This is a genomic window from Serratia ureilytica, from assembly GCF_017309605.1.
Lineage (GTDB): Bacteria > Pseudomonadota > Gammaproteobacteria > Enterobacterales > Enterobacteriaceae > Serratia > Serratia ureilytica.
Genome location: NZ_CP071320.1, coordinates 4,070,044 through 4,096,801, shown reverse-complemented (window position 1 = coordinate 4,096,801; position 26,758 = coordinate 4,070,044). Strand labels below are relative to the sequence as shown.

The window sequence follows — 26,758 nt, the reverse complement described above, 5'->3', positions numbered from 1 at the left end:
CGGAAGATTTGACGATAACAAGAGGTTCCTCATGTACCACGACCTTATTCGCAGTGAACTGAACGAAGCGGCTGATACCCTGGCGAAATTTATCAATGACGACGCCAACATCGACGCCATCCAACGCGCGGCGGTGCTGCTGGCGGACTCCTTCAAAGCCGGCGGTAAAGTGATCTCCTGCGGCAACGGCGGTTCCCATTGCGACGCGATGCACTTCGCCGAAGAGCTGACCGGCCGCTACCGTGAAAACCGCCCGGGCTACCCGGCGATTGCCATCTCGGACGTGAGCCATCTGTCCTGCGTCAGCAACGACTTCGGCTATGAGTATGTGTTCTCCCGCTATGTGGAAGCGGTGGGCCGCGAAGGCGACGTGCTGCTGGGCATTTCCACCTCCGGCAACTCCGGCAACATCATCAAGGCCATCGACGCGGCGCGCGCCAAGGGGATGAAAGTGATCACCCTGACCGGCAAGGACGGCGGCAAAATGGCGGGTTCCGCCGATGTGGAAATCCGTGTGCCGCACTTCGGCTACGCCGATCGCATTCAGGAAATCCACATCAAAGCGATTCACATCTTGATTCAACTGATCGAAAAAGAGATGGTTAAGGCTTGATAGCCTTCGGGGGGGGCTGCGGCTCCCCCAGGAATAAGACAGCGGGCGCCGCATGCATGCCGCGCCCGCACAGCGTATGTCAGTGTGGTTAAGGAGTGCTGGCGATGTGTGAACTGCTCGGGATGAGCGCAAACGTACCGACCGATATCTGCTTCAGCTTTACCGGCCTGGTACAGCGCGGCGGCCGCACCGGGCCGCATAAGGATGGCTGGGGCATTACCTTCTATGAAGGGAACGGCTGCCGCACATTCAAGGATCCGCAGCCGAGCTTCAACTCGCCGATCGCCCGCCTGGTGCAGGACTACCCGATCAAGTCCTGTGCGGTGGTGTCCCATATTCGCCAGGCCAACCGCGGCGAAGTGGCGCTGGAAAACACCCACCCGTTCACCCGCGAACTGTGGGGCCGCAACTGGACCTACGCGCACAACGGCCAATTGAAAGGCTACCGTCAGCTGGATACCGGCACGTTTCGCCCGGTCGGCCAGACCGACAGCGAATACGCGTTCTGCTGGCTGTTGCATCAGCTGGCGCTGAAATACCCGCGCACCCCGAGCCAGTGGCCGGCGGTTTTCCGCTACATCGGCCTGTTGGCGAGCCAGCTGCGCAAGAAAGGGGTATTCAACATGCTGTTGTCGGACGGGCGCTTCGTGATGGCCTATTGCTCCACCAACCTGTATTGGATCACGCGCCGCGCGCCGTTCGGCAAGGCGACGCTGCTCGATCAGGATGTGGAAATCGATTTTCAGCAGCAGACCACACCGAACGATGTGGTCACGGTGATCGCCACCCAACCGCTGACCGCCAACGAAACCTGGCACAAGATTGAGCCAGGCGAGTTCGCGTTATTTCACTTCGGTGAGCGGCTTGTTCTGAGCGAAGGGGTTGGTGTTGGGCGTCGGGCTGGCTGACGCGTACTGCGTCATCATGCCGCCGCTGCTCATCAACGGTTGACCCAGCACGTACTGGCCATTGACCACGCCCATTGTCGGCGGCTGGTGGTTCTTCGCGAAGTAATCGTAGCCCGGCTTCAGCTGGCGCCAGAAGGCGATATAGCTGGATGACGCATGGCGCTTGAGGTTTTGCTCGGTCATGCGGAACGGGTAGATGCTGATGTCGACGCGGCTTTGGCCATAGGCGAAGGCGGCTTCGACGTAGCGATAGATTTCATCCATATAGGTGTTGGTCATCGCGTAACAGCCGATCGATTTACATTCGCCGTGGATCATCAGATAAGCGCCGGAATAGCCCTGCGATTTATCGTAATCATTAGGGAAACCGATATTGATCGCCCGGTAATACTTGCTGTCGGGTTTCAGATGGCGCGCGTCAACGCTATAAAAGCCTTCCGGACTTTTAAAGTCGCCTTCACGACGTTTAGGACCCAGCCCGCCGGAGAAATTACAGATCGGGAACGTATTGACCAAGCGGAATTCATTGCCCATTTTGGCATACAATTCCAGCTTGCGTTCCTCTTTGAAGATCTGAATATAGACCGGCGACCCCAATAATTGCTGTTTAACTACCGGCGCTTCGGGTACCTGCTCGCTGGCGCTGCAGGCCGTGATCATCGGCATAGAAACAAGCATCGCAAACAACAGCGCGATTTTGCTCATTATTATTCCTGCTTATATTTATCTGCCGGCGCAATGAGATTGGCCAGCGTGCCACTGATTATTGTTTTTACTGCTGCAAAACACCGCCAGATTACCAGCGCGTTTATTTTTAGCAATACGTGATATGTATAAAAAAACGACAAAGCTCGATAAAAGTGAAATGACCGGCAGATTTTAACGATAAGTAGTGAAAAACAGGCGAAATTTAATTGCGTTTGCTTGACACAAGTCACGACGGAACGCAGAACAATGTTGCGAACAATGTTAATATTCTCTCTTCAATTTAACGCGCTGTGGCGATTGAAGCGGCAAGAGTTATTGCATATAACCCGGCCGTTTTGATGGTTATTTGGCTACATGCCGTTAACACATCGACTGTCGCGCAAACAACGGAAGGGGGATTCAAGGGAATGCGCGTTACCCCAGTTTTTCACTGCGAGAAAGTTCATGTTGGGCGTGCCGTTGTGCGCACTGCCCGGCAATCCTGGCATCGTCAGCACCCGCCTCTGGGGCCGGTCAGACGTGTAAACCAAACTACATCGTATAAATCCTATGATTAAGATCAGAAAAGGGTTAGATCTGCCGATAGCCGGAGCCCCGGTTCAGGCGATCCAAGATGGCCCGAACATTCAGCATGTCGCCCTGCTTGGGGAAGAGTATGTCGGAATGCGTCCCTCCATGCTGGTGCAGGAAGGCGATACCGTTAAGAAAGGCCAGGCGTTGTTCGAAGATAAGAAAAACCCCGGGGTTTTCTTCACGGCTCCCGCCAGCGGCCGCATCGTCGCGATTAACCGCGGCGAGCGGCGCGTCTTGCAATCGGTGGTGATTGCGCTGGAAAACGGCGGCGACGATCAGCTCGAGTTTGCGCATTATCCGTTGGGTGAACTCAGCCAACTGCCGCGCGAACAGGTCGAAAGCGAACTGATCGCCAGCGGCCTGTGGACCGCGCTGCGCACCCGCCCGTTCAGCAAAACGCCAAGCCCCGGCAGCGAACCGCGCGCCATTTTCGTCACCGCGATGGATACCCAACCGTTGGCCGCCGATCCGCAGGTGATCATCGCCGAACAACAGGCGGCGTTCAACGCCGGGCTGGTGGTCTTGGCGCGTCTGACGGCGGGTAAGGTACACGTATGCCACGCCGCCGGCGCCTCGGTTGGCCAGCAGAGCGGCCCGCAGATCGCCTACAGCGAATTTGCCGGCCCGCATCCCGCCGGGCTGGCGGGCACCCACATTCACTTCCTTGAACCGGTTAGCCTGAAGAAAACCGTTTGGCACATCGGTTACCAGGACGCGATCGCCATCGGCACCCTGTTCACCACCGGTAAGCTCGATACCCGCCGGGTCGTGGCGCTGGCCGGGCCGCAGGTGGCGCAGCCGACGCTGCTGCGCACCCGCCTGGGAGCCAGCCTCGATGAACTGACCGCCGGCCGCCTGAAAGAGGGCGAGAACCGGGTGATCTCCGGTTCGGTGCTGAACGGTATGCAGGCCGCCGGGCCGAACGCCTGGCTGGGCCGTTTCCACTCGCAGGTGTCGGTGCTGGAAGAAGGGCGCGACAAAGAGCTGTTCGGCTGGATCGTGCCGTCGCCGAACAAGTTCTCCATTACCCGCACCACGCTGGGCCACTTCCTGAAAAACAAACTGTTCGCCTTCTCGACCACCACTAACGGCGGCGAACGCGCCATGGTGCCGATCGGCAACTATGAGCGGGTGATGCCGCTGGATATTTTGCCGACGCTGCTGCTGCGCGATTTGCTGGCGGGCGACAGCGACAGTGCGCAGGCGCTGGGCTGCCTGGAGCTGGACGAGGAAGATCTGGCGTTGTGCACCTTCGTTTGCCCCGGCAAGTATGAGTACGCGCCGGTGCTGCGCGAGGTGCTGACCAAGATTGAGCAGGAAGGATAACCGATGGGCCTGAAGAATTATTTTGAGAAGATAGAGCATCACTTCACGCCGGGCGGCAAACTGGAAAAGTGGTACCCGCTGTATGAAGCGACCACCACGGTGTTTTATACCCCCGGCACGGTGACGCGCGGCGCTTCGCACGTGCGCGACGCCATCGATTTGAAACGCATGATGATCCTGGTGTGGCTGGCGGTGTTCCCGGCGATGTTCTGGGGCATGTACAACGTCGGCCAGCAGGCGATCCCGGCGCTGCACCATCTGTACAGCGGCGACGCGCTGCAACAGGTGCTGGCGGGCGACTGGCATTATCGCCTGGCGCAGTGGCTCGGCGCCTCGCTGGCGGCCGACGCCGGCTGGGTCAGCAAGATGGTGCTGGGCGCCTGTTACTTCCTGCCGATCTACGCCGTGGTGTTCGTCGTCGGCGGCTTCTGGGAAGTGCTGTTCGCCATTATCCGCAAGCATGAGGTCAACGAAGGCTTCTTCGTCACCTCTATCCTGTTCGCGCTGATCGTGCCGCCGACCCTGCCGCTGTGGCAGGCCGCGCTGGGCATCACCTTCGGCGTGGTGGTGGCCAAAGAGATCTTCGGCGGCACCGGGCGCAACTTCCTCAACCCGGCGCTGGCCGGCCGCGCCTTCCTGTTCTTCGCCTATCCGGCGCAGATCTCCGGTGACTTGGTGTGGACCTCCGCGGACGGTTTCTCCGGCGCGACGCCGCTGGCGCAGTGGAGCGCAGGCGGGGCGCACAGCCTGAGCAACGTGGCCACCGGCCAGTCCATCAGTTGGCTGGACGCCTTCCTCGGCAACATTCCCGGCTCCATCGGTGAAGTCTCCACGCTGATGATCCTGATAGGCGGGGCGATTATCCTGTTCGGCCGCGTGGCCTCCTGGCGCATCGTCGCCGGCGTGATGCTCGGCATGGTGGCTTCCGCCCTGTTGTTCAACGCCATCGGTTCGGACACCAACCCTATGTTCGCCATGCCGTGGTACTGGCATCTGGTGCTGGGCGGCTTCGCCTTCGGCATGATCTTTATGGCGACCGACCCGGTTTCCGCCTCCTTCACCAATAAGGGGAAATGGTGGTACGGCATTCTGATCGGCGTGATGTGCGTGCTGATCCGGGTGGTCAACCCCGCCTATCCGGAAGGCATGATGCTGGCGATCCTGTTCGCCAACCTGTTCGCGCCGCTGTTCGATTATCTGGTGGTGCAGGCCAACATCAAGCGGAGAAAAGCCCGTGGCGAATGAAGCGAAAAACGACGGCATCGGTAAAACGCTGCTGGTAGTGCTGCTGCTGTGTCTGGTGTGTTCAGTGGTGGTGGCGGGCTCCGCCGTCGGCCTGAAGTCCAAACAGCAGGAGCAAAAGCTGCTCGACAAGCAGCGCAATATTCTCGACGTAGCCGGCCTGTTGCAGCCGAAAATGGAGAGCGAGCAGGTCAAGCGCCTGTATAGCGAGCGCATCGAACCGCGCCTGGTGGATCTGAACAGCGGCGAATTTGTCGCCGGCAAGGCGACGGCGTTCGATCTGGGCGCCGCGCTGCGCGACGACGCCAAAAGCGTGGCGTTGCCCGCGGGCGACGATCCGGCCGGCATCAAGCGCCGCAGCAACCAGGCGGAAATCTACCTGGTGCGCGATGAAAGCGGCCAGGTGAATAAGATTGTGTTGCCGGTATACGGCACCGGTCTGTGGTCGATGATGTACGCCTTCGTGGCATTGGATAACGACGGCAACACGGTCAAGGGCATCACCTACTACGATCAGGGGGAAACGCCGGGGCTGGGCGGTGAGGTCGAGAACCCGTCCTGGCGCCAGCAGTGGGTCGGCAAGCAGCTGTTCGACGACAACGGCCAGCCGGCGATCCGCGTGGTGAAAGGCGGCGCGCGTCAGGGGGACGTACACGGGGTGGACGGCCTGTCCGGCGCCACGCTGACCTCCAACGGCGTGCAGCATACGTTTGATTTCTGGTTGGGCGAGCACGGCTTCGGCCCGTTCCTGAAAAAAGTTCGTGAAGGAGCGCTGAAAAATGGCTGATTCCAAAGAGATAAAGCGGGTCCTGCTGGGGCCGCTGTTCGACAATAACCCGATCGCCCTGCAGGTGCTGGGCGTCTGTTCTGCGTTGGCGGTGACCACCAAGCTGGAGACGGCGGTGGTGATGACCATTGCGGTGACGCTGGTCACGGCATTCTCCAGCTTCTTCATCTCGCTGATCCGTCACCATATTCCCAACAGCGTGCGCATTATCGTGCAGATGGCGATCATCGCCTCGCTGGTGATCGTGGTCGATCAGCTGTTGCGCGCCTATGCGTTCGAGATCTCCAAGCAGCTGTCGGTGTTCGTCGGCCTTATCATCACCAACTGCATCGTGATGGGGCGCGCCGAGGCCTACGCCATGAAGTCGCCGCCGATCGAGAGCTTTATGGACGGCATCGGCAACGGGCTGGGTTACGGGGTGATCCTGGTGCTGGTCGGTTTCCTGCGCGAGCTGATTGGCTCCGGCAAGCTGTTCGGCGTTCCGGTGCTGGAAACGGTGCAGAACGGCGGCTGGTATCAGCCGAACGGCCTGTTCCTGCTGGCGCCGAGCGCGTTCTTCATCATCGGCCTGCTGATCTGGGTGCTGCGCACCCTGAAGCCGGCGCAGATCGAAAAGGAGTAAAGGCCGATGGAACACTATATCAGCCTGTTTGTGCGCGCGGTGTTCGTCGAGAACATGGCGCTGGCGTTCTTCCTCGGGATGTGTACTTTCCTGGCGGTGTCGAAGAAGGTGTCGACCGCCTTTGGCCTGGGCATCGCGGTGACCATCGTGCTCGGCATTTCGGTGCCGGTGAATAACCTGGTCTACAACCTGATCCTGCGCGACGGCGCGCTGGTGGAGGGTGTCGATCTGAGCTTCCTCAACTTCATCACCTTCATCGGCGTGATTGCGGCGCTGGTGCAGATTTTGGAGATGATCCTCGATCGCTTCTTCCCATCGCTGTATAACGCGCTCGGCATCTTCCTGCCGCTCATTACCGTGAACTGCGCCATCTTCGGCGGCGTGTCCTTCATGGTGCAGCGCGACTACAACTTCGCCGAATCGGTGGTGTACGGCTTTGGTTCCGGCACCGGCTGGATGCTGGCGATCGTTGCCATGGCGGGGATCCGCGAAAAACTCAAGTATGCCAACGTGCCGGCAGGGCTGCGCGGTCTGGGCATTACCTTTATCACCACCGGACTGATGGCGCTGGGCTTCATGTCCTTCTCCGGTGTTCAGTTGTAAAGGCGGGAAGAATTTATGGAAATTATTTTAGGCGTAGCGATGTTCACCGCCATCGTGATGGTGCTGGTGTTGCTGATCCTGTTCGCCAAATCGAAGCTGGTGAACACCGGCGACATCGCGGTGGAAATCAATGGCGATCTGGATAAAAGCTTCCATGCGCCTGCGGGCGACAAGCTGCTCAACGTGCTCTCCAGCCAGGGGATCTTCGTCTCCTCGGCCTGCGGCGGCGGCGGCTCCTGCGGCCAGTGCCGGGTGGTGATCAAAGAGGGCGGCGGCGATATCCTGCCGACCGAGCTCTCGCACATCAACAAGCGCGAAGCGAAAGAAGGGTGCCGCCTGGCGTGCCAGGTGAACGTGAAGCAGAACCTGAAGATCGAGCTGCCGGAAGAGATCTTCGGCGTGAAGAAATGGGAGTGCGAGGTTATCTCCAACGATAACAAAGCCACCTTTATCAAAGAGCTGAAGCTGAAGATCCCCGATGGCGAAGACGTGCCGTTCCGCGCGGGCGGTTTCATCCAGATCGAAGCGCCGGCGCACGACATCAGTTACGCCGACTTCGACGTGCCGCAGGAGTATCGCGGCGACTGGGACAAGTTCAACCTGTTCCGCTACCGTTCGACGGTGAACGACACCACGGTGCGCGCCTACTCGATGGCCAACTACCCGCAAGAGAAGGGCATCATCATGCTCAACGTGCGTATCGCCACGCCGCCGCCGAACAATCCGGACGTGCCGCCGGGCATCATGTCTTCCTATATCTGGTCGCTGAAGCCGGGCGACAAGGTGACCATCTCCGGGCCGTTCGGCGAGTTCTTCGCCAAGGACACCGACGCCGAAATGATCTTTATCGGCGGCGGCGCGGGCATGGCGCCGATGCGTTCACACATCTTCGATCAGCTCAAGCGTTTGAACTCGAAACGCAAGATCACCTTCTGGTACGGCGCGCGTTCGCTGCGCGAGATGTTCTATGAAGACGACTTCAACCAGCTGCAGGCGGAGAACGAAAACTTCACCTGGCACGTGGCGCTGTCGGATCCGCAGCCGGAAGATAACTGGACCGGCTACACCGGCTTTATCCATAATGTTCTGCTGGAGAACTACCTGAAGAACCACCCGGCGCCGGAGGACTGCGAGTTTTACATGTGCGGGCCGCCGATGATGAACGCCGCGGTGATCAAGATGCTCAAAGATCTGGGCGTCGAAGACGAAAACATCATGCTGGATGACTTTGGTGGCTAAATGCGCGCATTGGCGATGAAGAACTGGCTGACGGGCGTGGCGCTGAGCGCCACCCTGCTGCTGACCGGCTGCGGGCCGGAACAGGTGGACCTGACGGGTAAAACCATGGGCACCTCGTATTCGATCCGTTACGTGACCGGCGAAGATACGCCGTCGGCGCGCGAGATGCAGGCGGAGATCGACAAACGGCTGGAGCAGGTGAACGATCAGATGTCCACCTACCGGCCGGATTCCGAGCTGAGCCGCTTCAACGCCAGCCGCGACATTGACCGGCCGTTCCCGGTTTCGCCGGCCACCGCCGAAGTGGTGCGCGAAGCGCTGCGCATCAACCGCGTCACCGATGGCGCGCTGGACGTGACCGTCGGGCCGCTGGTCAACCTGTGGGGCTTCGGCCCGGAAGGGCGGCCGGACAAAGTGCCGAGCGAGGCGGAGCTGGAGCATCGTCGCGCCTGGACCGGCGCCGACAAACTGTCGGTGCAGGGCAGCGCGCTGGTGAAAAGCATCCCTGAGCTGTACGTCGATCTGTCGTCGATCGCCAAAGGGTATGGCGTGGACGTGGTGGCGGAATATCTGCAGTCCCGGCATGTGAAGAACTACATGGTGGATATCGGCGGCGAGGTGCGCACGCGCGGGCATAACGGCGAACAAAAGCCGTGGCGCATCGCCATCGAGCGCCCGACCGCCGGTACGCAGCAGCAGGCGCAGCTGGTGATCCAACCCGGGGAGATGTCGATCGCCACTTCGGGTGACTATCGCAACTACTTCGAGCAAGACGGGATGCGCTATTCGCACACCATCGATCCGGTCACCGGGCGCCCAATCCATCATCGGTTGGTGTCGATCACCGTGCTGAGCCCGACCTGCATGACCGCCGACGGCCTGTCCACCGGCCTGAACGTGATGGGGCCGGAGCGCGGCATGGCGCTGGCCAACCTGCTCGGCATCCCGGTGTTCATGATCGTGAAAACCGCCGACGGCTTTGAGGAGCGTTATTCAGACGCGTTCAAGCCCTATCTGAAAAAGCGTTCGTGAGGTTGCTATGTTGACGGTATTCGCCGCTACCTTCGTGTTGTTTCTGCTGATCGTCGGCGGCATGTCGCTGGGCTATGTGTTCAAACGCAAAAGCCTGCAGGGCAGCTGCGGCGGCATCACCGCGCTGGGCATGGAGAAAGTCTGCGACTGCCCGGAGCCGTGCGATGCGCGCAAAAAACGCGAAGCCAAAGCGGCGCAGCGGCGCGAGCAGTTGGAAAAGCACCGCATTCTGTAGCTGTAGCGAAAACCCGGCCTTGGCCGGGTTTTTTATTTCGTCTTGCGGAAGCTTTTCGCCTCGGCCGGGGAGTTAACCATCACGCCGTCGGCGCCCAGCGCCAGCGCCTGCTGATATTCCTGCGGCGAGTTGACCCCGAACAGGATGATGTGCGCCGGGCCCTGCGAGCGGAAACAGTCCATCGACTCTTTATCCCAGGTCAGAAATGCCTTCGAACGCCCTTCGCCGAGGGTATATTTCTCTACCACCTCCACCTCGCGTTTCAGCTCCAGCCCGTACCAGCGCGGCTGCCGGTTGTCCGGTTTGACGTCGCACTGGTGCGCCATGGTGACGTTGGCCAGCAGCGTGCGGGTCTCGTCGCGGCTTTCAAAGCGCGGGATGGCCGGCGGCAGCGCCTGCAGATATTTGGCGTCGGTAGAGTAGACGCGGGTGCGGTTCAGGCTGTCGGTGCTTTGCAACGTCGCCAGCAGCGCCTGGCCAAACTGCGCCGGATCGGCGTCCGGGGATTTGATGTCCAGATAAAAGGTGACGTGCGGAAACGCCTTCAGCACGTCGTCGAGGCGCGGAATGCCGATGCCCTGGCCGCGGAACGGGTGGGCGTCACCCTTGGCGAAGGCCCAGCCGGCATCGGTCTCGGCCAACTGCGCGGCGGTATAGGCAGAGACCGGGCCCTGCCGGTTGGTCAACGCTTTCAGATCCGAGGGGCGGTACAGCACGATGACGCCGTCTTTGGATTCTTGCAGGGTGATCCAAATGGCGTCGGCGCCGTTTTTCAATGCCGTTTCGATAGCGATGCGGGTGTTTTCCGGCGCATCGGCGGTGCCGCCGCGGTGGGCGACGATCGCCGGCGCATGACCGGCGGCGGCGCTGGCCGCCAGCGCGCTCAGCGACAGCGCGGAAGCCAGCAGCAAATGAGAAAATCTGATCATGTAGGGTACCTTGTCGTTATCGTTGTGGAGAGCCGCACGGGATGGCGGAAATCATACTATTGAAAAATTAAGCTTTTTTAACAACGCGGAAATATCTGGCGGAAACGCCGCTTTCCTCGAGCTCCGCGGCCTTGAGCTTTCGGTATCTGACTGTATACTTATACAGTGTTACTGGAGGGTGCGATGCGTAAAATCATTCATGTCGATATGGACTGCTTCTTCGCGGCGGTGGAAATGCGCGACGATCCCAGCCTGCGCGATATTCCGTTGGCGATTGGCGGCAGCGCCGATCGCCGCGGGGTGATCAGCACCGCCAACTATCCGGCGCGGCGCTACGGCGTGCACAGCGCCATGTCCACGGCGATGGCGCTCAAGCTGTGCCCGCATCTCACCCTGCTGCCGGGGCGCATGGCGGCCTACAAAGAAGCCTCGCTGCACATCCGCGAAATCTTCGCCCGCTATACCCCGCTGATCGAGCCGCTGTCGCTCGATGAAGCTTATCTCGACGTGACCGAGAGCCCGCAATGCAACGGCTCGGCGACGCTGATCGCCCAGGAAATCCGTCAGGCGATCGCCGACGAACTGAACCTCACCGCGTCGGCCGGCATCGCGCCAATCAAGTTTCTCGCCAAAATCGCCTCCGAGATGAACAAGCCGAACGGGCAATATGTGATCACGCCGGCGCAGGTGCCGGCGTTTTTGCAGCAGCTGCCGCTCAGCAAGATCCCCGGCGTCGGCAAGGTGACCGCCAAACGGCTGGAAGAAGTGGGGCTTATCACCTGCGCCGACGTGCAGCAATACGATTTGGCGCAGCTGCTAAAGCGCTTCGGCAAGTTCGGCCGGGTGCTGTGGGAGCGCTGTCAGGGCATCGATCGGCGCGAAATCTCTCCTGAGCGGCTGCGCAAATCGGTGGGGGTGGAACGCACGCTGGCGGAGGATATTCACGACTGGGAAGACTGCGAAACGCTGATTATCGACAAGCTCTATCCCGAGCTGGAGATGCGGCTGCGCAAGGTGAAGCCGGATCTGCACATCGCCCGGCAGGGCGTGAAGCTGAAGTTTCAGGATTTTCAGCAAACCACCCAGGAGCACGTGTTCCCGGTGCTGAACCGGCAGGATTTGCTGGAGGTGGCGCGACAGGCGTGGCGCGAGCGGCGCGAAGGGCGCGGCGTGCGGCTGGTGGGGTTGCATGTGACGCTGCTCGATCCGCAGCTGGAGCGGCAGTTGGCGCTGCCTTGGGAATAAAAAAGCCGGCGACCGCCGGCTTTTTGCGTTAAGCGCGCAGATTACGCGCGCTCAGGGATCGCTTTCAGCAACGAGGTCAGCAGCTTCCAGTACAGGCCGACGCTTTCGATATGCACCTGCTCATCCGGCGAGTGCGGGCCGGTGATGGTTGGCCCGATCGATACCATATCCATGTTTGGATACGGCTTTTTGAACAGACCGCATTCCAGACCGGCGTGGATCACCATGATGTTCGGCGTCTTGTTGAACAGCTCCTGATACAGCTCGCGCACCAGGTGCATCACCGGCGAGTCGGCGTCCGGCTGCCAGCCCGGGTAGCCCCCCTTCGGCGCCACCTTGGCGCCGGCCAGCTGGCCCAGCGCGGTCAGCATCTCGACAACGTAATCTTTGCCGCTGTCGATCAGGGAGCGGATCAGGCAGATGATTTCCGCTTCGTTTTCGCTGGTGGTGACTACGCCGACGTTCAGCGAGGTTTCCACCACGCCTTTGACCGCGTCGCTCATGCGGATCACGCCGTTCGGCGTGCCGTTCAGCAGCGCCAGGAAGCGTTGCTGGCTGTCGGCGCTCAGCGCCTGCGAAGCGCTGGTGGTCGGCTCCAGCAGCACGGTGATGTTCTTCTCTTTGGCGGAGAGTTCGTTCTGCAGCACGGCCAGGAACTCTTGGCTCAGCGCTTTCAGCGCGTCGGCTTTTTCTGCCGGCACCGCTACCACCGCGGAGGCTTCACGCGGGATGGCGTTGCGCAGGGTGCCGCCGTTCAGGTCCAGCACGCGCAGGTTCAGCGCCTCCGCATGGGCGAACAGGAAGCGCGCCAGCAGTTTGTTGGCGTTGCCCAGCCCGACGTGGATCTCGGCGCCGGAATGGCCGCCTTTCAGGCCCTTGAGAGTCAGCTTCAGGGTTTGGTAACCGGCCGGCACCGCTTCGCGCTGCAGCGGCAGGGTAGTGATGAAGTCGATACCGCCGGCGCAACCCATGTAGATTTCGCCTTCTTCTTCGGAATCGGTATTGATCAGGATGTCCGCCTGCAGCCAGTTCGGCTGCAGCCCGAAGGCGCCGTCCATCCCCGCTTCTTCGGTCATGGTCAGCAGGACTTCCAGCGGGCCGTGCTCAACGCTGTCGTCGGCCAGCACCGCCAGGGCGGAGGCCATGCCGATGCCGTTATCGGCGCCCAGCGTGGTGCCGCGCGCTTTCACCCACTCGCCGGCGATATAAGGCTGGATCGGATCCTTGGCGAAGTCGTGCACGGTGTCGTTATTCTTTTGCGGCACCATGTCCAGGTGCGCTTGCAGCGCCACCGGCTTGCGATTTTCCATGCCTTTGGTGGCCGGTTTGCGCAGCAGGATATTGCCGACCTGATCGCGCTCGGCGTGCAGGTTCTTTTCTTTGGCCCAGGTGAGGATGTGCTGCGCCAGCGCTTCTTCATGATAAGAAGGGTGCGGGATAGAACAGATCTTGGCGAAAATATCCCACAGCGGCTGTGGCGAAAGCTGAGACAATTCAGACACTATAAGTCTCCTGTGACGGCAGGCTCCGACAGGACGGGCGTGCCGCGCGGTTAAGGTGAGTGGGCATCTGTGCGTCGTGGCACGATCGTCAGAGAATATCACTTTATTTCCGGCGGTGCGCGCCCCGTATTGTGCGGTTTAAGCGCTTGATCACACGGCTTCGCGGCGGGAACGTTCGTTTTTTCAGCATCAATCACCGAAAAGCCGCCCGGCGGAAATCACGAGGTTTTCCTCGGTACAGCTGGAATTCAATGCGGCCAGTCTCTATAATCTCGCGCAACCTTTTTTCCCCTGAACTATAAATAAGCCGCTTCACCGCCGGCTGGGACACGATTCTATGAGCGAAAAATACGTTGTTACCTGGGATATGCTGCAAATGCACGCACGCAAGCTGGCGCACCGCCTGCTGCCTGCCGACAAATGGACAGGCATCATTGCCGTAAGCCGCGGCGGTCTGGTACCGGCGGGCCTGCTGGCGCGCGAACTGGGCATCCGCTATGTGGATACCGTCTGCATTTCCAGCTATGACCATGACAACCAACGCGAAATGAAAGTGCTCAAGCGCGCCGAAGGCGACGGTGAAGGCTTCATCGTGGTGGACGATCTGGTGGATACCGGCGGCACCGCGAAAGCGATCCGCGATATGTACCCGAAAGCGCATTTCGTCACCATCTTCGCCAAACCAGCGGGTCGTCCGCTGGTGGACGACTACGAAGTCGACATCCCGCAGGATACCTGGATCGAACAGCCGTGGGACATGGGCGTCAGCTTCGTTCCCCCGATCGGCGGTCGCTAAGTCCAGCCAGTTCCAAGTCAACGCCCGGTTATGCCGGGCGTTTGTTTAATGATAAACGTGATGGCGTTGTCAGGCTTACCGAAGGCAAGATATAAAAAATAAGGAAAATCAATTTATTGATTTTCGGCCGTTGACCACAAAGGAGGAAAAACCACGCTTTTTCCTCCTTTGTCAGCCGCCTGACGCCCGGTTATGCCGGGCGTTTGCGTTATCTTGGTTTATCCCGCCAGAGTTAGGTACACTACCTCCAGTTAAGTAGGCCTTTTGCGGCCTATCGCCAGATTTACGGAGGCTGTTGTTACCATGGCACAGGCCAACCTTTCTGAAATTCTTTTCAAGCCCAAATTCAAACACCCTGAAACCTCGACGCTGGTGCTGCGCGCGCGCAACAAAGTGAGCGCCGCCATGCATTCCGCATTGGAAGGCGACACTACCGGCAGCTGGTATCGCATGCTGAACCCGCTGCTGTGGTCCTGGCGCGGCGTCAGCCCGATCGAAATCCACGAAGTGCTGGCGCGTATCGCCGCCTCGGACGCCGAGCGCAGCAATCCGCAGCGGTTGGATACCGTGGTGGGCTACCGCAACGGCAACTGGATCTACGAGTGGATCCATCAGGGCATGCAGTGGCAGCAGCGGGCGACGGAGCAGCAGGATCCGCTGGTCGGCGGCGAGTACTGGCTAAAGGCCGCGAGCCTGTACAGCATCGCCGGTTACCCGCACCTGAAGGGTGACGAGCTGGCTGAACAGGCGGAGATGCTCGCCAACCGCGCTTACGAAGAGGCGGCGCTGCTGTTGCCGTATCAGCTGAAAGAGCTGGAGTTCCGCATCGAAGGCGGCGGCTGCGTCACCGGTTTCCTGCACATGCCCGAGAAGGGCGAAGCGCCGTTCCCGACGGTGCTGATGTGCGGCAGCCTCGATACGCTGCAGACCGACTATCACCGTCTGTTCCGCGACTACCTGGCGCCGCACGGCATCGCCATGCTGACGCTCGACATGCCGTCGATCGGCTCCTCCTGCAAGTGGAAGCTGACGCAGGACTCCAGCTACCTGCACCAGCAGGTGCTGATCCAGCTGGCCTCGGTGCCGTGGGTGGATCATCAGCGGGTGAGCGCTTTCGGCTTCCGTTTCGGCGCCAACGTGGCGGTGCGATTGGCCTATCTGGAGCCGCAGCGGCTGCGCGGCGTGGCCTGCCTGGGGCCGGTGGTACATCGCCTGCTGTGTGACAGCAGCACCCAACTGAACGTGCCGGACATGTATATGGACGTGCTGGCCAGCCGCATGGGCATGGCCAACGCTTCCGACAACGTGCTGAAGGTGGAGCTGAACAGCTACTCGCTGAAAATGCAGGGGCTGCTGGGGCGCCGTTGCCCGACGCCGATGATCTCCGGCTACTGGGAGCGCGATACGCTCAGCCCGAAAGAGGAGTCGCAGCTGATCGTCACCTCCTCGGTGAGCGGCAAGCTGGTCGCCATCCCGCGCACCCCGGTTTACGACAGCTTCCACCGGGCGCTGCTGCAGATGTCCGGTTGGCTGAGGGACAAAATGCGTTAATTAGTTGCTAAATTTTAACAGTTTGTTAAAAAGAGTGGTCTACATTGAGGAGGTTAGAGAATGACGTTACCGAGTGGTCACCCTAAAAGCCGACTAATGAAACGTTTTGCCAGCTTGGGGCCGTACCTGCGTGAAGGGCAATGTGAAAACGACCGTTTTTTCTTTGATTGTTTGGCCGTCTGCGTCAATGTAAAGCCCGCTCCGGAGAAGCGCGAGTTCTGGGGCTGGTGGATGGAGCTGCAGGCGGAAGAGGCGCGCTTCACCTATTCGTACCAATTCGGCCTGTTCGACAAGGAAGGCGACTGGACGGCGGAAAACATTAAGGATGATGAAGTGAACGCCAAGCTGGAAGACACCCTGCGCGACTTCCATCGCCGCCTGGGCGAACTGCTGGCGACCATGGAACTGGGGCTGGAACCCGCCGACGATTTCAAAGAAAAACTGATCAAACTCTCCGCCTGACCCCGTTTGACCACGTATTGTGCTGATTTCGCGTTGTGCCTGTTGGCATAACGCGTCTCTCCTGTTACAAAGACCTTTGCACTCTTCTTCTCATCATTACACACGGCAGAAATACTATGAACGGCAGCCAGACATTGGTTGTGAAATTGGGCACCAGCGTGTTGACCGGCGGATCGCTGCGTCTGAACCGCGCCCACATTGTCGAATTGGTGCGCCAGTGTGCGCAGCAACACGCCGCGGGCCACCGCATTGTCATCGTCACCTCCGGCGCCATCGCCGCCGGGCGCGAACACCTGGGCTACCCCGAGCTGCCCGCCACCATCGCCTCCAAGCAGCTGCTGGCAGCGGTAGGGCAGAGCCGGCTGATCCAGCTGTGGGAACAGCTGTTCTCCATTTACGGCATCCACGTCGGGCAGATGCTGCTGACGCGCGCCGATCTGGAAGACCGCGAGCGCTTCCTCAACGCGCGCGACACCATGACGGCGCTGCTGGACAACCGCATCGTGCCGGTAATCAATGAGAACGACGCCGTCGCCACCGCCGAAATCAAGGTGGGCGACAACGATAACCTGTCGGCGCTGGCGGCCATTCTGGCCGGCGCCGACAAACTGCTGCTGCTGACCGATCAGCAGGGCCTCTACACCGCCGATCCGCGCAACAACCCGCAGGCCGAACTGATCCGTGAAGTGCACGGTATCGACGACGCGCTGCGCGCCATCGCCGGCGACAGCGTCTCCGGTCTGGGCACCGGCGGCATGGGCACCAAGCTGCAGGCGGCCGACGTGGCCTGCCGCGCCGGCATCGACGTGGTGATCGCTGCCGGCAGCAAGCCGGGCGTGGTGGCGGACGTGATCGAAGGCAAACCGGTGGGCACCCGTTTCCACGCGCTGGAAACCCCGCTGGAAAACCGCAAGCGCTGGATCTTCGGCGCGCCGCCGGCCGGTGAGATCACCGTCGACGACGGTGCGGTGGAAGCGATGATGGCGCGCGGCAGCTCACTGCTGCCGAAAGGCATCCGCGAAGTGAAGGGCGACTTCTCGCGCGGCGAAGTGATCCGTATCCGCAACCAGGCGGGGCGCGATCTGGCGCACGGCGTCAGCCGCTACAACAGCGACGCGATGCGTATGATCGCCGGGCACCACTCGCAGGAAATCAGCGAAATCCTCGGTTATGAATACGGTCCGGTGGCAGTGCACCGCGACGATATGATTGTCAGTTAAGGAGTGAGCATGCTGGAGCAGATGGGGAAGGCCGCCAAGCAGGCCTCCTGGCAGCTGGCGGTGCTGAGCACGGCGAAGAAGAATCAGGTGCTGTCGGTGATGGCCGACAGGTTGGAAGCCAACAGTGAAGCGATCCTGCTGGCGAACGAACAAGACATGGCGCAGGCGCGCGCCACCGGCATGAGCGAAGCGCTGCTCGATCGCCTGTTGCTGACCCCGGCGCGGCTGGCGGCGATCGCCAACGACGTGCGCCAGGTATGCCGCCTGAACGATCCGGTCGGCCACGTGCTGGACGGCAACCTGCTGGACAGCGGGCTGAAGCTGGAGCGCCGGCGGGTGCCGCTCGGCGTGATCGGCGTGATTTACGAGGCGCGGCCGAACGTCACCATCGACGTCGCCAGCCTGTGCCTGAAAACCGGCAACGCAGTGATCCTGCGCGGCGGTAAAGAGACGCACAACACCAACCAGGCGACGGTGAAAGTGATCCAGCAGGCGTTGGAACAGTGCGGCCTGCCGGCGGCGGCGGTGCAGGCGATCGACAGCCCGGATCGCGCGCTGGTGAACGAACTGCTGCGCCTGGATCGCTACGTCGACATGCTGATCCCGCGCGGCGGCGCCGGCCTGCACAAGCTGTGCCGCGAGCAATCGACCATCCCGGTGATCACCGGCGGCATCGGCGTGTGCCATACCTATGTGGATGCCGACGTTGATTTCGACAAGGCGCTGACGGTGATTGAAAACGCCAAGATCCAGCGCCCGAGCGCCTGTAACTCGCTGGAGACGCTGCTGGTGAACCGCAGCATCGCCGCCGAGTTCCTGCCGGCGCTGAGCGCCAAAATGGCGGCGGCGGGCGTGACGCTGCACGCGGCGGAAAACGCGCTGCCGCTGCTGCAGGGCGGCCCGGCGACGGTGGTGCCGGTGAACGCGGAGGATTACGACGACGAATGGCTGTCGCTGGATCTGAACGTGCTGCTGGTGGACGATATCGATCAGGCCATCGATCACATCCGCACCCACGGCACTAACCATTCCGACGCGATCCTCACCCGTTCGCTCAGCAGCGCCGAGCACTTCGTGCGCGCGGTGGACTCCTCGGCGGTGTACGTCAACGCCAGCACCCGCTTCACCGACGGCGGCCAGTTCGGCTTGGGCGCTGAAGTGGCGGTGAGCACCCAGAAACTGCACGCCCGCGGCCCGATGGGCCTGGACGCGCTGACCACCTACAAGTGGATTGGCTACGGCGACGATCTGGTGCGTAGCTAAGGCCGCATTACGGTCATAAAGAGGTCAGGGCGCAGCGGGCTGCGCCCTGATTTTTTTTGCAGCGTAGCTGCAGTGCGGCTGTTTGCAAAACAACCAAACGCCCCGGCGGCTATTGACTCATTTCGCGCGCAGGTCTACCTTGTTCAACGCACTCCCGGCTTGCCCCGCAGGCCCGGCTCGATGCCGATATAGCTCAGTTGGTAGAGCAGCGCATTCGTAATGCGAAGGTCGTAGGTTCGACTCCTATTATCGGCACCATTTCAAGTTTCACTGCCTTCCTTAGTAAAAATACGCAGCACTGGCGTCTGCAACGCTTGCGGTTGATATTTCTGCTTATCGCTATGTGGCAATATGCTGCAAGGTATAATACAAACGTGTTTGTTTAATCATTCACACAACCAGCAAGCGTCGTAAGCAGAATAATACGTTGCTACGGTTGAACCTCACCGTCTTTTCTTATCTGGGAAAAGACATTATCGCCAATGTTAAATCACTGGCTTATTTATAAAGTGAGGTTGTTATGCGTGGATGTTTGATTTCAAGAACGAAGGACTTTAACTTTAATGGTCAACGTTATAGGGTTTTTATTGCTCATGACAAGCAAGCGCATGGCGATTTAAAAGCGCTTTACTTTCTCGATGCCAATACTCAATTCTCCAAGCTGACCGAACGCCATCAGAGTAGAAACAACGACAATATTCTTTATGTGGGCATCGGCTATCAGGATGGGGTGGATATACTAAAAGCAAGAACCCGCGACTATACGGTTCCCTCTGATGATAAAGAGTTTATTGACGGTGGCGGAGCGCCGGCATTTTATCAGTTTATCACCGCATGCGTTAAGCCCTGGGTTGAGTCACGCTACTCAATCAATACAGACAAACAAACGCTGGCAGGTCATTCACATGGCGGGCATTTTGTACTTTATACGCTGTTGAACCATCCTGACGCGTTTCAAAATTATCTAGCGGCCAGTCCATCGATCTGGTGGGGGAATGGGGCGTTGCTTCCTGATGGCAAGTTAACAATCGCTGAAAGCGTTAATAAAATAACCCTGATGATTGGCGAGTATGAAGAAAAGGTTCATCCGCAAAGTAATGAAACTGAAAGAGGGCGGGTGACCAGAATTAATGCAACACCAAAATTGCGAGTCAGGCATCTGGCAAAAAAACTGATCGAAGATGAGCAACGCTGTGATTTTATTTTCTGCTCAGGGCGTCGTCACCAAGGGGTCATCAAGGATTATGCACTGATGGCGAATGCGATTGCGGCGCATAATACTCAACGTGATGGGCTTTAGCGTCGTGATATAATCATTTTTTGAACACCTGCAAGTGAGCTGCTATTAATCGTCTGCAGGCATTCACCAGGGAAACTAAAAATTATAACGATATGCCGATATCAGGCAATGAAAATTTGTTTTAACCTTATCTCTTACAATGACGGCTGCGGGATAATTTTCGCTCATCTATTATGCCGACGAGCTCCTGCGAGCGTGCGTGTTTTTTTGAGCCGAAACCGAGTATCTGTAGCCTCACTTTCCATGCATCCCCCTGCTTATCCTTTCGCCGGTTAAACAACCGTTTAATTAATCGCTGTTATAATTACCCCTGTTGAGCCTTGATGGATGAATGTTTTCCTCCTCAAGCATTGCGATGCGGCGCTCTGTGGAGCGGCATCCGTTTTTAGGCATGCCGGTGGTTCGGTGAGAAGTTAGGAGAAGTGAACTATGAGCAGAAAAGACAAGCTCGCGGCGGCCCTGTTGGCCATCTTCCTGGGCGGACTGGGCATTCACAAGTTTTACTTAGGGATGAAGTGGTGGGGGCTGTTCTACCTGCTGTTCTGCTGGACGGGGATCCCATCGATTGTCGGCTTTATCGAAGGCATTATTTATCTGTTCCAATCGGAAGAGAAGTTCAACCAGAAATACAATCCTGGTCTGATTTAAGGTTTTTTTGACGGCGCTTCCTGTTGCGGGAAGCGCCGTTTTTTATTCCGTTACTGTTTCTTCATCATCATCTTGCCGCGCATCTCTTTGCTCATCATTTTATTCGAGCTGGAGATCACGCAGTTATATTGCTTGCCTTGGTTAATGATCATAAAGGTGCTGACCGGATTTTTAAAATCCTTGTCGATGGTGAAATAAATATAGGCCTGCGGTAGTGCAGCCGGTTTAAAGGCGCCGAAGGCATACATATCCGCCAGGCCCAGCGCAGAGAGATCGACCGTCAGCTCCATGGGTTTCATGGAATCCGGCGATGGGAACATCGACTTGGCCGACATCATCATAGTGCTGCTGTTGATGGTGTAATCGGTTTTGACCTTCATGCCCATATATTTCGATTCCGGCATGGAAAGTTCTTTTTGGCAGGCGGCGTCGTGCTGCGGCGCCGGGCTGCCGTTTTCCATCACGGCGTGCACGTGTTCCAGCATCACTTCCGCGTTGCCGGTGGTAGGTTGTGCATCGGCAGCGTAAGCCGCGCCGCTGAAGGCGGCTACAGAGGTAAGGATAATGCCCGTAACGATTTTCATTGTCGGTCTCCGGAATGCTAATAATGATATTAATTGCGGTGTGTAGCCTATTGGCCTGATAAAACGCAAAGTGACCCGTTCCGTGGAGATAAAATATCCTCGGAATATTGCTGGAAAAGAGTTTTTCTTCCTCGCGGTAAGCAAGGTGGTGTTAATTTTTTAAGCGCCTGTCTGATTTTTTATTCGTATTTTTTCCTGCATATAAATAGTATGTCTAAACATAGTCAATGTTTAGGATATGTACAAATTATTGCGATTTTTTTCCTCGTTACGCTTTCTGTTTCTTAATCGAGTAATAAATATTTATTGAGATACAGAGGGTTATGTTTTTATGTTGGAATCACGCAGTGAAGCATTATTTATGTGATCTTCATAGTCACAGAAATAACGCTGAAATTATTACCTTTCTATTTAACGGCTAATTATTCATGGCATAGGCTTCAACCCCACTAACCGCCTGAGCTAGAATCAGGCGGTTTTCTCTTCGAAAAGGATATCGCCATGGCCGCCTGGGCGCTTTTGATCGTCGGTTGGTTATTGATTTGGCAGGATCACTCGGTTTGGGGTGTGCTGTGCATCGCGCTGTTTGCCGTGCTGCAATGGGCGAAGCGCGCCGCTAAAAGCGGGCAAGAACCCGAAGAGGCGACAGAGTGGCGTAAGACCGACTGGCGTTCGCAGCCGATTGAGATGGCGCACGCCGGCGACAGCGACCGGCAGATTGGCGGCGTGGGGGAACTGGGCATGGGCGGCCCCAGCTTTTGGACGCTGCTGCTGCGCGACGGGGCGATTGTGCATGGCGCCTGTGCCGCGCCGCAGGACGTGGACGATGGCAAGCTGCGCCTGATACCGACCCGCAGCCGCGAGGGAGAGGAGCTGACGGTATACGAGCCCGCCGCCCGGGCGATGTATGCGCTGCCTGCGTTGACCGATCGCGAGCTGGGAGCCTTGGCCGCCGGTTCCGTTGAGGCGTTGGTGCGGCTGCGGGCGACGTGTCGGCAGGTGGAAGCCACGCCGTTGCACCTTGTGCGCGGTCTGTGGGTGCCGCAGTGGGTAGCGGATCCGGCGGATCGGCTGGAGATCACGTTGCCCAGCGGCCGCGTGCTGGCGGCGCGCGCGATGTTGCCGGCGGATCTGCGCCAGGCGGACGATCCTGCCGCGCTGTTGCACACGCCGCCTTATGAACTGTTGTTGGATAACAGGCCGACCGATCGCTTCGTGCGCGATCTCGAACGCGTGGCGGAATCCCCGTCGGGTGACGGTTTGAGCGTCGGCGGCTGCCAGTTCCGCGGCGAGCATATCGTCGATGGCCTATACCATCTCTACTTCGCCGGCGAGTGGTTCAGCCTGCTCTCTTATGCGCATAAACCGGCGGGCGGGCGCGGTTCGGACACCACCTTTTTCGTCGAGCGGGTCGAGCCGCAAGACGGCGGGGTGTTTGTGATTGAATGGGATGCCTACAGCGTGGGGCCAGGCGGGCGTGAGCCGCGCGTGCCGGCCCCGCCGGTATTGGTTATCGCGGTAAGTTGGCAGGAAACGCCGCTGCAGTTGCCAACGGCCAACAACCGCGTGACCGTGCGTTTGCCCAACGCCACGGCGTAAGGCTTAGGGCAGCACCCTGACTTCGCCGTCGTGCAAGGTCAGCACCGCGATCGGGCTGCCGGAGAAGCACTCCCTAAAGATCCAGTCGCTGGGCCGAAACGCCGCCGCAGGCAGCCCGGCCTGCCACTCCTCCCACTGCGGGGCCGGCCGATCCGGCGGCAACAAGAAGGTGACCAGCCAACCGGCTTCGCAGTGCACCCTTTGGCCGCTCGGGCGGGTAAAGGTGTGCGCGCTCGCCAGCTCCATCACCGGCGGTAAAACCTCGAAGGCGATGATCGGCACGCCGGCTACGCTCTGTGGCTGAGGAAAACGCACGGCGGTCACGCCGTTCATCGTGATAGGGCTGTCTTCGGTGCCGGGCAGGCGTGGATCCTGGCGGTTTACCCAACTGCCTTTCGGCAGCGTCGTTTCACCGAACGGCTTTGCCTCGTCGAGCGTCAGGTAGCTGCGTTGATTCCAGTGTTCTTCCGCCCGCTGGCTCTTGATGTCCTGGATCGCCATGCCGATCAGCATCAGCGCGCACGCCACCGGGTAGACCGCCAGCGCCGAGGCCAGCAGATAGCCGCCCCAGGAGAGCGGCGGTCGCGGTCGGCCGCAGCGGGCGGCGATGTAGCGCCGGCCCCACCAGGCGATCAGGATGCCGGCGAGCAGCAGGGCCAACAACAGCGCCAGCAATCCTGCGGCGCCGGCGCCATAGCCTAACAGCATGGCAGGTTCCTCATGTTCATGGCGTGGTGGATCGATAGCGAACGAAGTAGGGCAGCGCCGGGGTCTCCCCGTCATCGCCATAGTGGCTTTCCGGTTCGATCACGGTTTGGCGCGTGTCGTCGCGCCCGTTGTAGCGGTACTCCAACGGCTGTCGGTAGCGCACTTCGGATGAGCGCAGATCGAAAATCAGCGAAAGACGCGCATCGCCGTTATCCGTTTGGGCGACCAGCTTGTCGTTGCCCGCCCACAGCTGATACAGCGATTTATCGCCGTTTTCCAACAGCACCGCCAACTGCCCGTCGGATTGATACCGCAGAAGCTGATACAGCCCTCTGTCCAGCGTTTGGGCGATCAGGTAGATGCCGCCATCCGGCGCCTGCGCGCTTTCCTTGACGCGCACCGTTAGCCAATGCAGTTCGGCCACCTCGCCGGTTTTGCCGTTAACGGCAATGTGCAAGGCGCCGGAACCGAGCACCGGGTTCATCCAAAACAGCACGCGATCGCCATCAACGGCGGTAAAGATCTCGGGCATGGATTTGCGCTTACCGGAGGCGTAAGCCGTCGGTGACTCCTCCTCGCCGCGCTCAAAGCCCAGCAGCTGTCGCTCATCCAACAGCGCCGGCAGATCCAGCGTCTGCCGCCAATGGGCGCCAAAGTCCGGGCTGTAGAATACGCCTTCGGTGCTGATGAAATACAGCGCGCGCTTTCCCGACAGCGCCGCCAGTTTGCCGCCGATAAAGGAAGGCAGATTGTCGTCACCCTCCGGCCAGGGGATCAGCGCCCCGATGGTGCCCCGTTGCACATCGACCAGCCGGCGCCCTTTGGACAGAAAAAGCACGCACTCCTGCTCGACGCAAACCGCATCGTAGATCAACTCGTCGAGTTGCCCCAGCATCTGCAACCCCTTCGGGCCGGTGAATAACACCTGGCTGAGGTAGTTGGCCGCCCAGCCGTAGAAGCTGTTGTAGGCGCTGGTCTCACTTCTTTTACTGATGAGCAGCAGAGCGCCGTTCTGCGCCGGGTAGCTGTGGATGAGATCGTAACGGGCTATCGTCGGCAAGGCTTCGTCGCTCTGGGTCCATTGCCACTGTGCATAGCGTTGTTCAGGGGCGAGGAAATAGACGCCCAGCGCGCTGGCCAAAAACAGCGTCAGGATAATAAGGGGTCTTTTATAAAGCGCTAACGTCATCATTTCAGCTCCGTCACCTGTTCCTGCCGCCATAGCCTGCGGCGCAGATGGCGCAGGTATTTGAACGTCTTAAACGTGCGGTGCTGCTCAAAAGCGTAGAGGCGGCAGATCTGGGCGAAGCCCTCGATCAGCAGCGCCAGGCCGCTGATCATCAGCATCATCAGCAGCAGAATCGGCGGCAATTCACTGCCGAGGCGCTTCAGGGTCCAGGCATCCAGGTAAAAGCCCGCTGGGGTATCGGCGTTATCCCACACGATCATGCCGAGCATCAAACACATCATGATCGCGCCGAGGATGAAGACGACGCGTGCGCTCAGGTTAAGGCCGGCTTCGGTGAAGTAGCGGCTGCCGCCGATAAGATAGGTCTGGCGGTCGCGGTGATTGATGATCCCCCGCACCGTCGGCAACTCGGGGACGGTGTCGTTTTCGCAATACAGCACCTGCAGCGGATCGCCTTTGGCGATGAAAAGCGGATGTTGCCGACGAAATACCGGATGCAGTTTGGTATTGGGAACGTTGAGCGCGCGGGTCGTCAACGCGAAGTGCGTCTCCTTCTGGCGCCACGCATAAGTGTCCAAATACTGCACCTGCCGCGGGAGCTTATAGTCGCGGAGTTCGTAGCTCAGGGCGTTGACCGTCTCGATGCCGGAGGCCTCGACGCCGTCAGGAAGGGGAAGTGCGGTCTGCAGCGGTGCGGTCGTCGGCACGGCGTCTTTGCGGACGGCCCGGTATCTGATGCCGGGGATTTTCAGGCTGAGCGAATCGGGCGGCGTGACGTCTTGCCCCAGCAGCACGCGATCCAGCGCCCTGAGCAGGCGCCTGCGGCCGCGGTGCGCAATCAACAGGAGCTCTGAGCCGACGAACAGCACCAGGCCGATGCCGATAAGGCCGGCGATGATGGCGATAAAGAACAGGACGATGGTCAGCCAGGAGTCTTCCCGGTCCATGATGAAAAAGCCCGCCGGGAAACCGCCGGCCATCACGACGCCCAGCAGCAGCAGGGCGAAGTATTTCAGCTTGTATTTCAGCGTTCTGTCGGGCTCCAGGCGGCCTTTCGTGCCGTGCAGCAGCCAGTGCAGCCAGTAGCTGCCGTCCCGCAGGCGGTGGGCGCCGATCTTCACCCGATCGCCGGCGGCGAGCGTGGCCAGCAGATTTTCGCTGTCGCTGAAGTCATCGCGATAAAAAAAGAACGTCTGGCCGGAGGCGATGATCCTCACCAGATTGTCGGGCGCCGTCTGCTGGCAGGCGCATTGTTCGACGGTCACATGAAAAAATTGGGTTTGCATGTCATTCCCTGTCGGCGGGCGTGGCCCGAAAATTCATCCCTGGCGCCGGGTAATCAGCGCTTTTTCAGCAACGGCAGCATGCGCACCAGCGCATTGTCCTTGACGATATAGTGGTGGAACAGCGCGGCGGCGGCATGCAGGCCGATCAGCCAGTAGCCGAATGATGCCAGCGTTTTGTGCCAGCCGATAATCGCCCGCGCCTGCGGCCGATCGGCCACGTCGGCAAACGGCATCGGCAGGCCGAACAGAAACCATTCTTTGCCGCCCAGATAGCGCGAATAGACCCCCAGCACCGGCAGCGTCAGCAGCAGCAGGTAGATCAGGGTGTGCGTCAGGTGCGCCAGGCCGGTTTGCCACTTCGGCGGTTTGGGCGCGATGGCGGGCGAGGGGTGGCGCCAGCGCAGGAACAGGCGGGCGATCATCAGCGCAAATACCGTTACGCCGCAGCTGAAGTGGGTGACAACCAGCACGTACCAGGGGGCGCTGCCCGGTTCGGCAAAGCCCCGCAGCTCGATGGTGACGCAGGTGATGACCAGCAGGATCGCCACCAGCCAGTGCAGGCGAATTTGCCACGGCATGTAGGTGTTC

27 protein-coding genes and 1 tRNA gene are annotated in these 26,758 nt (G+C 59.6%); 20 read left to right on the top strand and 8 right to left on the bottom strand.

Going from position 1 to position 26,758, the window contains the following annotated elements; genetic code table 11:
- Positions 1-31 precede the first annotated feature (31 nt).
- On the top strand, positions 32-613 hold the full coding sequence (gene lpcA, locus J0X03_RS19390; RefSeq protein WP_004930220.1) for a D-sedoheptulose 7-phosphate isomerase: 582 nt from the start codon (positions 32-34) through the stop codon (positions 611-613).
- A gap of 104 nt (positions 614-717) precedes the next feature.
- A complete protein-coding gene (locus tag J0X03_RS19385; RefSeq protein ID WP_004930222.1) occupies positions 718-1,521 on the top strand; it encodes a class II glutamine amidotransferase in 804 nt (267 codons plus the stop codon).
- Here J0X03_RS19385 and dpaA read toward each other — a convergent pair.
- Complete coding sequence (gene dpaA, locus J0X03_RS19380; RefSeq protein WP_142075078.1) at positions 1,456-2,226, bottom strand: peptidoglycan meso-diaminopimelic acid protein amidase; 771 nt, start codon at positions 2,224-2,226, stop codon at positions 1,456-1,458. The two genes, J0X03_RS19385 and dpaA, sit on opposite strands and share 66 nt — an antisense overlap.
- A gap of 552 nt (positions 2,227-2,778) precedes the next feature.
- Here dpaA and J0X03_RS19375 point away from each other — a divergent pair.
- The 8 genes from J0X03_RS19375 to nqrM are packed head-to-tail and all read left to right on the top strand — an operon-like array spanning position 2,779 to position 9,888.
- Positions 2,779-4,128 (top strand): Na(+)-translocating NADH-quinone reductase subunit A, encoded by a 1,350-nt coding sequence (locus J0X03_RS19375; RefSeq protein ID WP_033641974.1) that lies wholly within the window; start codon positions 2,779-2,781, stop codon positions 4,126-4,128.
- Between the two features lie 3 nt (positions 4,129-4,131).
- Positions 4,132-5,373, top strand: a complete 1,242-nt coding sequence (locus J0X03_RS19370) for an NADH:ubiquinone reductase (Na(+)-transporting) subunit B (RefSeq protein ID WP_016928991.1) — start codon at positions 4,132-4,134, stop codon at positions 5,371-5,373.
- Entirely contained in the window at positions 5,363-6,157 is a 795-nt protein-coding gene (locus J0X03_RS19365; RefSeq protein ID WP_102948087.1) for a Na(+)-translocating NADH-quinone reductase subunit C, read from the top strand. The genes J0X03_RS19370 and J0X03_RS19365 overlap by 11 nt, the downstream gene beginning before the upstream one ends.
- On the top strand, positions 6,150-6,779 hold the full coding sequence (locus J0X03_RS19360; RefSeq protein WP_004930232.1) for an NADH:ubiquinone reductase (Na(+)-transporting) subunit D: 630 nt from the start codon (positions 6,150-6,152) through the stop codon (positions 6,777-6,779). The genes J0X03_RS19365 and J0X03_RS19360 overlap by 8 nt, the downstream gene beginning before the upstream one ends.
- A gap of 6 nt (positions 6,780-6,785) precedes the next feature.
- Positions 6,786-7,382 carry an NADH:ubiquinone reductase (Na(+)-transporting) subunit E gene (gene nqrE, locus J0X03_RS19355; RefSeq protein ID WP_004930235.1) on the top strand — a complete coding sequence of 199 codons (597 nt, stop codon included), beginning with the start codon at positions 6,786-6,788 and terminating at the stop codon, positions 7,380-7,382.
- A gap of 15 nt (positions 7,383-7,397) precedes the next feature.
- Positions 7,398-8,621, top strand: a complete 1,224-nt coding sequence (gene nqrF / locus J0X03_RS19350; RefSeq protein ID WP_047572546.1) for an NADH:ubiquinone reductase (Na(+)-transporting) subunit F — start codon at positions 7,398-7,400, stop codon at positions 8,619-8,621.
- Positions 8,622-9,653 (top strand): FAD:protein FMN transferase, encoded by a 1,032-nt coding sequence (locus J0X03_RS19345; protein WP_047572543.1) that lies wholly within the window; start codon positions 8,622-8,624, stop codon positions 9,651-9,653.
- 7 nt (positions 9,654-9,660) lie between these two features.
- Positions 9,661-9,888 (top strand): (Na+)-NQR maturation NqrM, encoded by a 228-nt coding sequence (gene nqrM, locus J0X03_RS19340; RefSeq protein ID WP_016928987.1) that lies wholly within the window; start codon positions 9,661-9,663, stop codon positions 9,886-9,888.
- Between the two features lie 32 nt (positions 9,889-9,920).
- Here the strand turns inward: nqrM and J0X03_RS19335 are convergent, their stop codons facing one another.
- Entirely contained in the window at positions 9,921-10,817 is an 897-nt protein-coding gene (locus J0X03_RS19335) for a glycerophosphodiester phosphodiesterase family protein (protein ID WP_033641977.1), read from the bottom strand.
- A gap of 183 nt (positions 10,818-11,000) precedes the next feature.
- Between J0X03_RS19335 and dinB the strand changes: the two genes are divergently transcribed.
- Positions 11,001-12,062: a DNA polymerase IV gene (gene dinB, locus J0X03_RS19330; RefSeq protein ID WP_160204000.1), complete on the top strand. Its 1,062-nt coding sequence runs from the start codon at positions 11,001-11,003 to the stop codon at positions 12,060-12,062.
- Between the two features lie 41 nt (positions 12,063-12,103).
- Here the strand turns inward: dinB and pepD are convergent, their stop codons facing one another.
- Positions 12,104-13,564, bottom strand: a complete 1,461-nt coding sequence (pepD, locus tag J0X03_RS19325; RefSeq protein ID WP_042783741.1) for a beta-Ala-His dipeptidase — start codon at positions 13,562-13,564, stop codon at positions 12,104-12,106.
- 337 nt (positions 13,565-13,901) lie between these two features.
- Between pepD and gpt the strand changes: the two genes are divergently transcribed.
- The 8 genes from gpt to J0X03_RS19285 all read left to right on the top strand — a co-directional run bounded on the left by gpt (position 13,902) and on the right by J0X03_RS19285 (position 20,804).
- Positions 13,902-14,360 carry a xanthine phosphoribosyltransferase gene (gene gpt, locus J0X03_RS19320; RefSeq protein WP_025301674.1) on the top strand — a complete coding sequence of 153 codons (459 nt, stop codon included), beginning with the start codon at positions 13,902-13,904 and terminating at the stop codon, positions 14,358-14,360.
- Between the two features lie 303 nt (positions 14,361-14,663).
- Positions 14,664-15,911 (top strand): esterase FrsA, encoded by a 1,248-nt coding sequence (frsA, locus tag J0X03_RS19315; RefSeq protein WP_160204001.1) that lies wholly within the window; start codon positions 14,664-14,666, stop codon positions 15,909-15,911.
- A 60-nt stretch (positions 15,912-15,971) separates the two neighbouring features.
- Positions 15,972-16,373, top strand: a complete 402-nt coding sequence (crl, locus tag J0X03_RS19310) for a sigma factor-binding protein Crl (RefSeq protein ID WP_047572530.1) — start codon at positions 15,972-15,974, stop codon at positions 16,371-16,373.
- Between the two features lie 116 nt (positions 16,374-16,489).
- Positions 16,490-17,593 (top strand): glutamate 5-kinase, encoded by a 1,104-nt coding sequence (gene proB, locus J0X03_RS19305; RefSeq protein WP_033651028.1) that lies wholly within the window; start codon positions 16,490-16,492, stop codon positions 17,591-17,593.
- Positions 17,594-17,602: 9 nt separating this feature from the next.
- On the top strand, positions 17,603-18,856 hold the full coding sequence (gene proA, locus J0X03_RS19300) for a glutamate-5-semialdehyde dehydrogenase (protein ID WP_015376739.1): 1,254 nt from the start codon (positions 17,603-17,605) through the stop codon (positions 18,854-18,856).
- A gap of 182 nt (positions 18,857-19,038) precedes the next feature.
- Positions 19,039-19,114, top strand: a tRNA-Thr gene (locus J0X03_RS19295).
- A gap of 262 nt (positions 19,115-19,376) precedes the next feature.
- On the top strand, positions 19,377-20,156 hold the full coding sequence (locus J0X03_RS19290; RefSeq protein WP_047572521.1) for an alpha/beta hydrolase: 780 nt from the start codon (positions 19,377-19,379) through the stop codon (positions 20,154-20,156).
- A gap of 429 nt (positions 20,157-20,585) precedes the next feature.
- A complete protein-coding gene (locus tag J0X03_RS19285; RefSeq protein WP_033641985.1) occupies positions 20,586-20,804 on the top strand; it encodes a TM2 domain-containing protein in 219 nt (72 codons plus the stop codon).
- Between the two features lie 50 nt (positions 20,805-20,854).
- Here J0X03_RS19285 and J0X03_RS19280 read toward each other — a convergent pair whose 3' ends face one another.
- Positions 20,855-21,388 carry a hypothetical protein gene (locus tag J0X03_RS19280; protein ID WP_033641986.1) on the bottom strand — a complete coding sequence of 178 codons (534 nt, stop codon included), beginning with the start codon at positions 21,386-21,388 and terminating at the stop codon, positions 20,855-20,857.
- Positions 21,389-21,889: 501 nt separating this feature from the next.
- Here J0X03_RS19280 and J0X03_RS19275 point away from each other — a divergent pair.
- Complete coding sequence (locus tag J0X03_RS19275) at positions 21,890-22,987, top strand: hypothetical protein (RefSeq protein WP_033641987.1); 1,098 nt, start codon at positions 21,890-21,892, stop codon at positions 22,985-22,987.
- Between the two features lie 3 nt (positions 22,988-22,990).
- On the opposite strand, the gene J0X03_RS19270 is transcribed toward J0X03_RS19275, so the two are convergent.
- Genes J0X03_RS19270 through cybB form a run of 4 tightly spaced genes read right to left on the bottom strand, consistent with a single transcriptional unit; the run spans position 22,991 to position 26,748 of the window.
- Entirely contained in the window at positions 22,991-23,695 is a 705-nt protein-coding gene (locus J0X03_RS19270) for a hypothetical protein (protein ID WP_122016487.1), read from the bottom strand.
- Between the two features lie 16 nt (positions 23,696-23,711).
- The gene (locus J0X03_RS19265; protein WP_122016486.1) at positions 23,712-24,887 is read right to left on the bottom strand and encodes a hypothetical protein; all 1,176 of its coding nucleotides are present in this window, start codon (positions 24,885-24,887) and stop codon (positions 23,712-23,714) included.
- Positions 24,884-26,170, bottom strand: a complete 1,287-nt coding sequence (locus J0X03_RS19260; protein WP_160204003.1) for a hypothetical protein — start codon at positions 26,168-26,170, stop codon at positions 24,884-24,886. Before J0X03_RS19260 ends, J0X03_RS19265 begins: the two co-directional genes overlap by 4 nt.
- A 53-nt stretch (positions 26,171-26,223) precedes the next feature.
- Positions 26,224-26,748 (bottom strand): cytochrome b561, encoded by a 525-nt coding sequence (gene cybB / locus J0X03_RS19255; protein ID WP_129993281.1) that lies wholly within the window; start codon positions 26,746-26,748, stop codon positions 26,224-26,226.
- Positions 26,749-26,758: the final 10 nt, after the last annotated feature.

Coding starts and splice junctions, on each gene's coding strand:
- lpcA (WP_004930220.1), top strand. CDS start 32: ATGTACCACGACCTTATTCGCAGTGAACTGAACGAAGCGGCTGATACC.
- J0X03_RS19385 (WP_004930222.1), top strand. CDS start 718: ATGTGTGAACTGCTCGGGATGAGCGCAAACGTACCGACCGATATCTGC.
- dpaA (WP_142075078.1), bottom strand. CDS start 2,226: ATGAGCAAAATCGCGCTGTTGTTTGCGATGCTTGTTTCTATGCCGATG.
- J0X03_RS19375 (WP_033641974.1), top strand. CDS start 2,779: ATGATTAAGATCAGAAAAGGGTTAGATCTGCCGATAGCCGGAGCCCCG.
- J0X03_RS19370 (WP_016928991.1), top strand. CDS start 4,132: ATGGGCCTGAAGAATTATTTTGAGAAGATAGAGCATCACTTCACGCCG.
- J0X03_RS19360 (WP_004930232.1), top strand. CDS start 6,150: ATGGCTGATTCCAAAGAGATAAAGCGGGTCCTGCTGGGGCCGCTGTTC.
- nqrE (WP_004930235.1), top strand. CDS start 6,786: ATGGAACACTATATCAGCCTGTTTGTGCGCGCGGTGTTCGTCGAGAAC.
- nqrF (WP_047572546.1), top strand. CDS start 7,398: ATGGAAATTATTTTAGGCGTAGCGATGTTCACCGCCATCGTGATGGTG.
- J0X03_RS19345 (WP_047572543.1), top strand. CDS start 8,622: ATGCGCGCATTGGCGATGAAGAACTGGCTGACGGGCGTGGCGCTGAGC.
- nqrM (WP_016928987.1), top strand. CDS start 9,661: ATGTTGACGGTATTCGCCGCTACCTTCGTGTTGTTTCTGCTGATCGTC.
- J0X03_RS19335 (WP_033641977.1), bottom strand. CDS start 10,817: ATGATCAGATTTTCTCATTTGCTGCTGGCTTCCGCGCTGTCGCTGAGC.
- dinB (WP_160204000.1), top strand. CDS start 11,001: ATGCGTAAAATCATTCATGTCGATATGGACTGCTTCTTCGCGGCGGTG.
- gpt (WP_025301674.1), top strand. CDS start 13,902: ATGAGCGAAAAATACGTTGTTACCTGGGATATGCTGCAAATGCACGCA.
- frsA (WP_160204001.1), top strand. CDS start 14,664: ATGGCACAGGCCAACCTTTCTGAAATTCTTTTCAAGCCCAAATTCAAA.
- crl (WP_047572530.1), top strand. CDS start 15,972: ATGACGTTACCGAGTGGTCACCCTAAAAGCCGACTAATGAAACGTTTT.
- proB (WP_033651028.1), top strand. CDS start 16,490: ATGAACGGCAGCCAGACATTGGTTGTGAAATTGGGCACCAGCGTGTTG.
- proA (WP_015376739.1), top strand. CDS start 17,603: ATGCTGGAGCAGATGGGGAAGGCCGCCAAGCAGGCCTCCTGGCAGCTG.
- J0X03_RS19290 (WP_047572521.1), top strand. CDS start 19,377: ATGCGTGGATGTTTGATTTCAAGAACGAAGGACTTTAACTTTAATGGT.
- J0X03_RS19285 (WP_033641985.1), top strand. CDS start 20,586: ATGAGCAGAAAAGACAAGCTCGCGGCGGCCCTGTTGGCCATCTTCCTG.
- J0X03_RS19280 (WP_033641986.1), bottom strand. CDS start 21,388: ATGAAAATCGTTACGGGCATTATCCTTACCTCTGTAGCCGCCTTCAGC.
- J0X03_RS19275 (WP_033641987.1), top strand. CDS start 21,890: ATGGCCGCCTGGGCGCTTTTGATCGTCGGTTGGTTATTGATTTGGCAG.
- J0X03_RS19270 (WP_122016487.1), bottom strand. CDS start 23,695: ATGCTGTTAGGCTATGGCGCCGGCGCCGCAGGATTGCTGGCGCTGTTG.
- J0X03_RS19265 (WP_122016486.1), bottom strand. CDS start 24,887: ATGATGACGTTAGCGCTTTATAAAAGACCCCTTATTATCCTGACGCTG.
- J0X03_RS19260 (WP_160204003.1), bottom strand. CDS start 26,170: ATGCAAACCCAATTTTTTCATGTGACCGTCGAACAATGCGCCTGCCAG.
- cybB (WP_129993281.1), bottom strand. CDS start 26,748: ATGCCGTGGCAAATTCGCCTGCACTGGCTGGTGGCGATCCTGCTGGTC.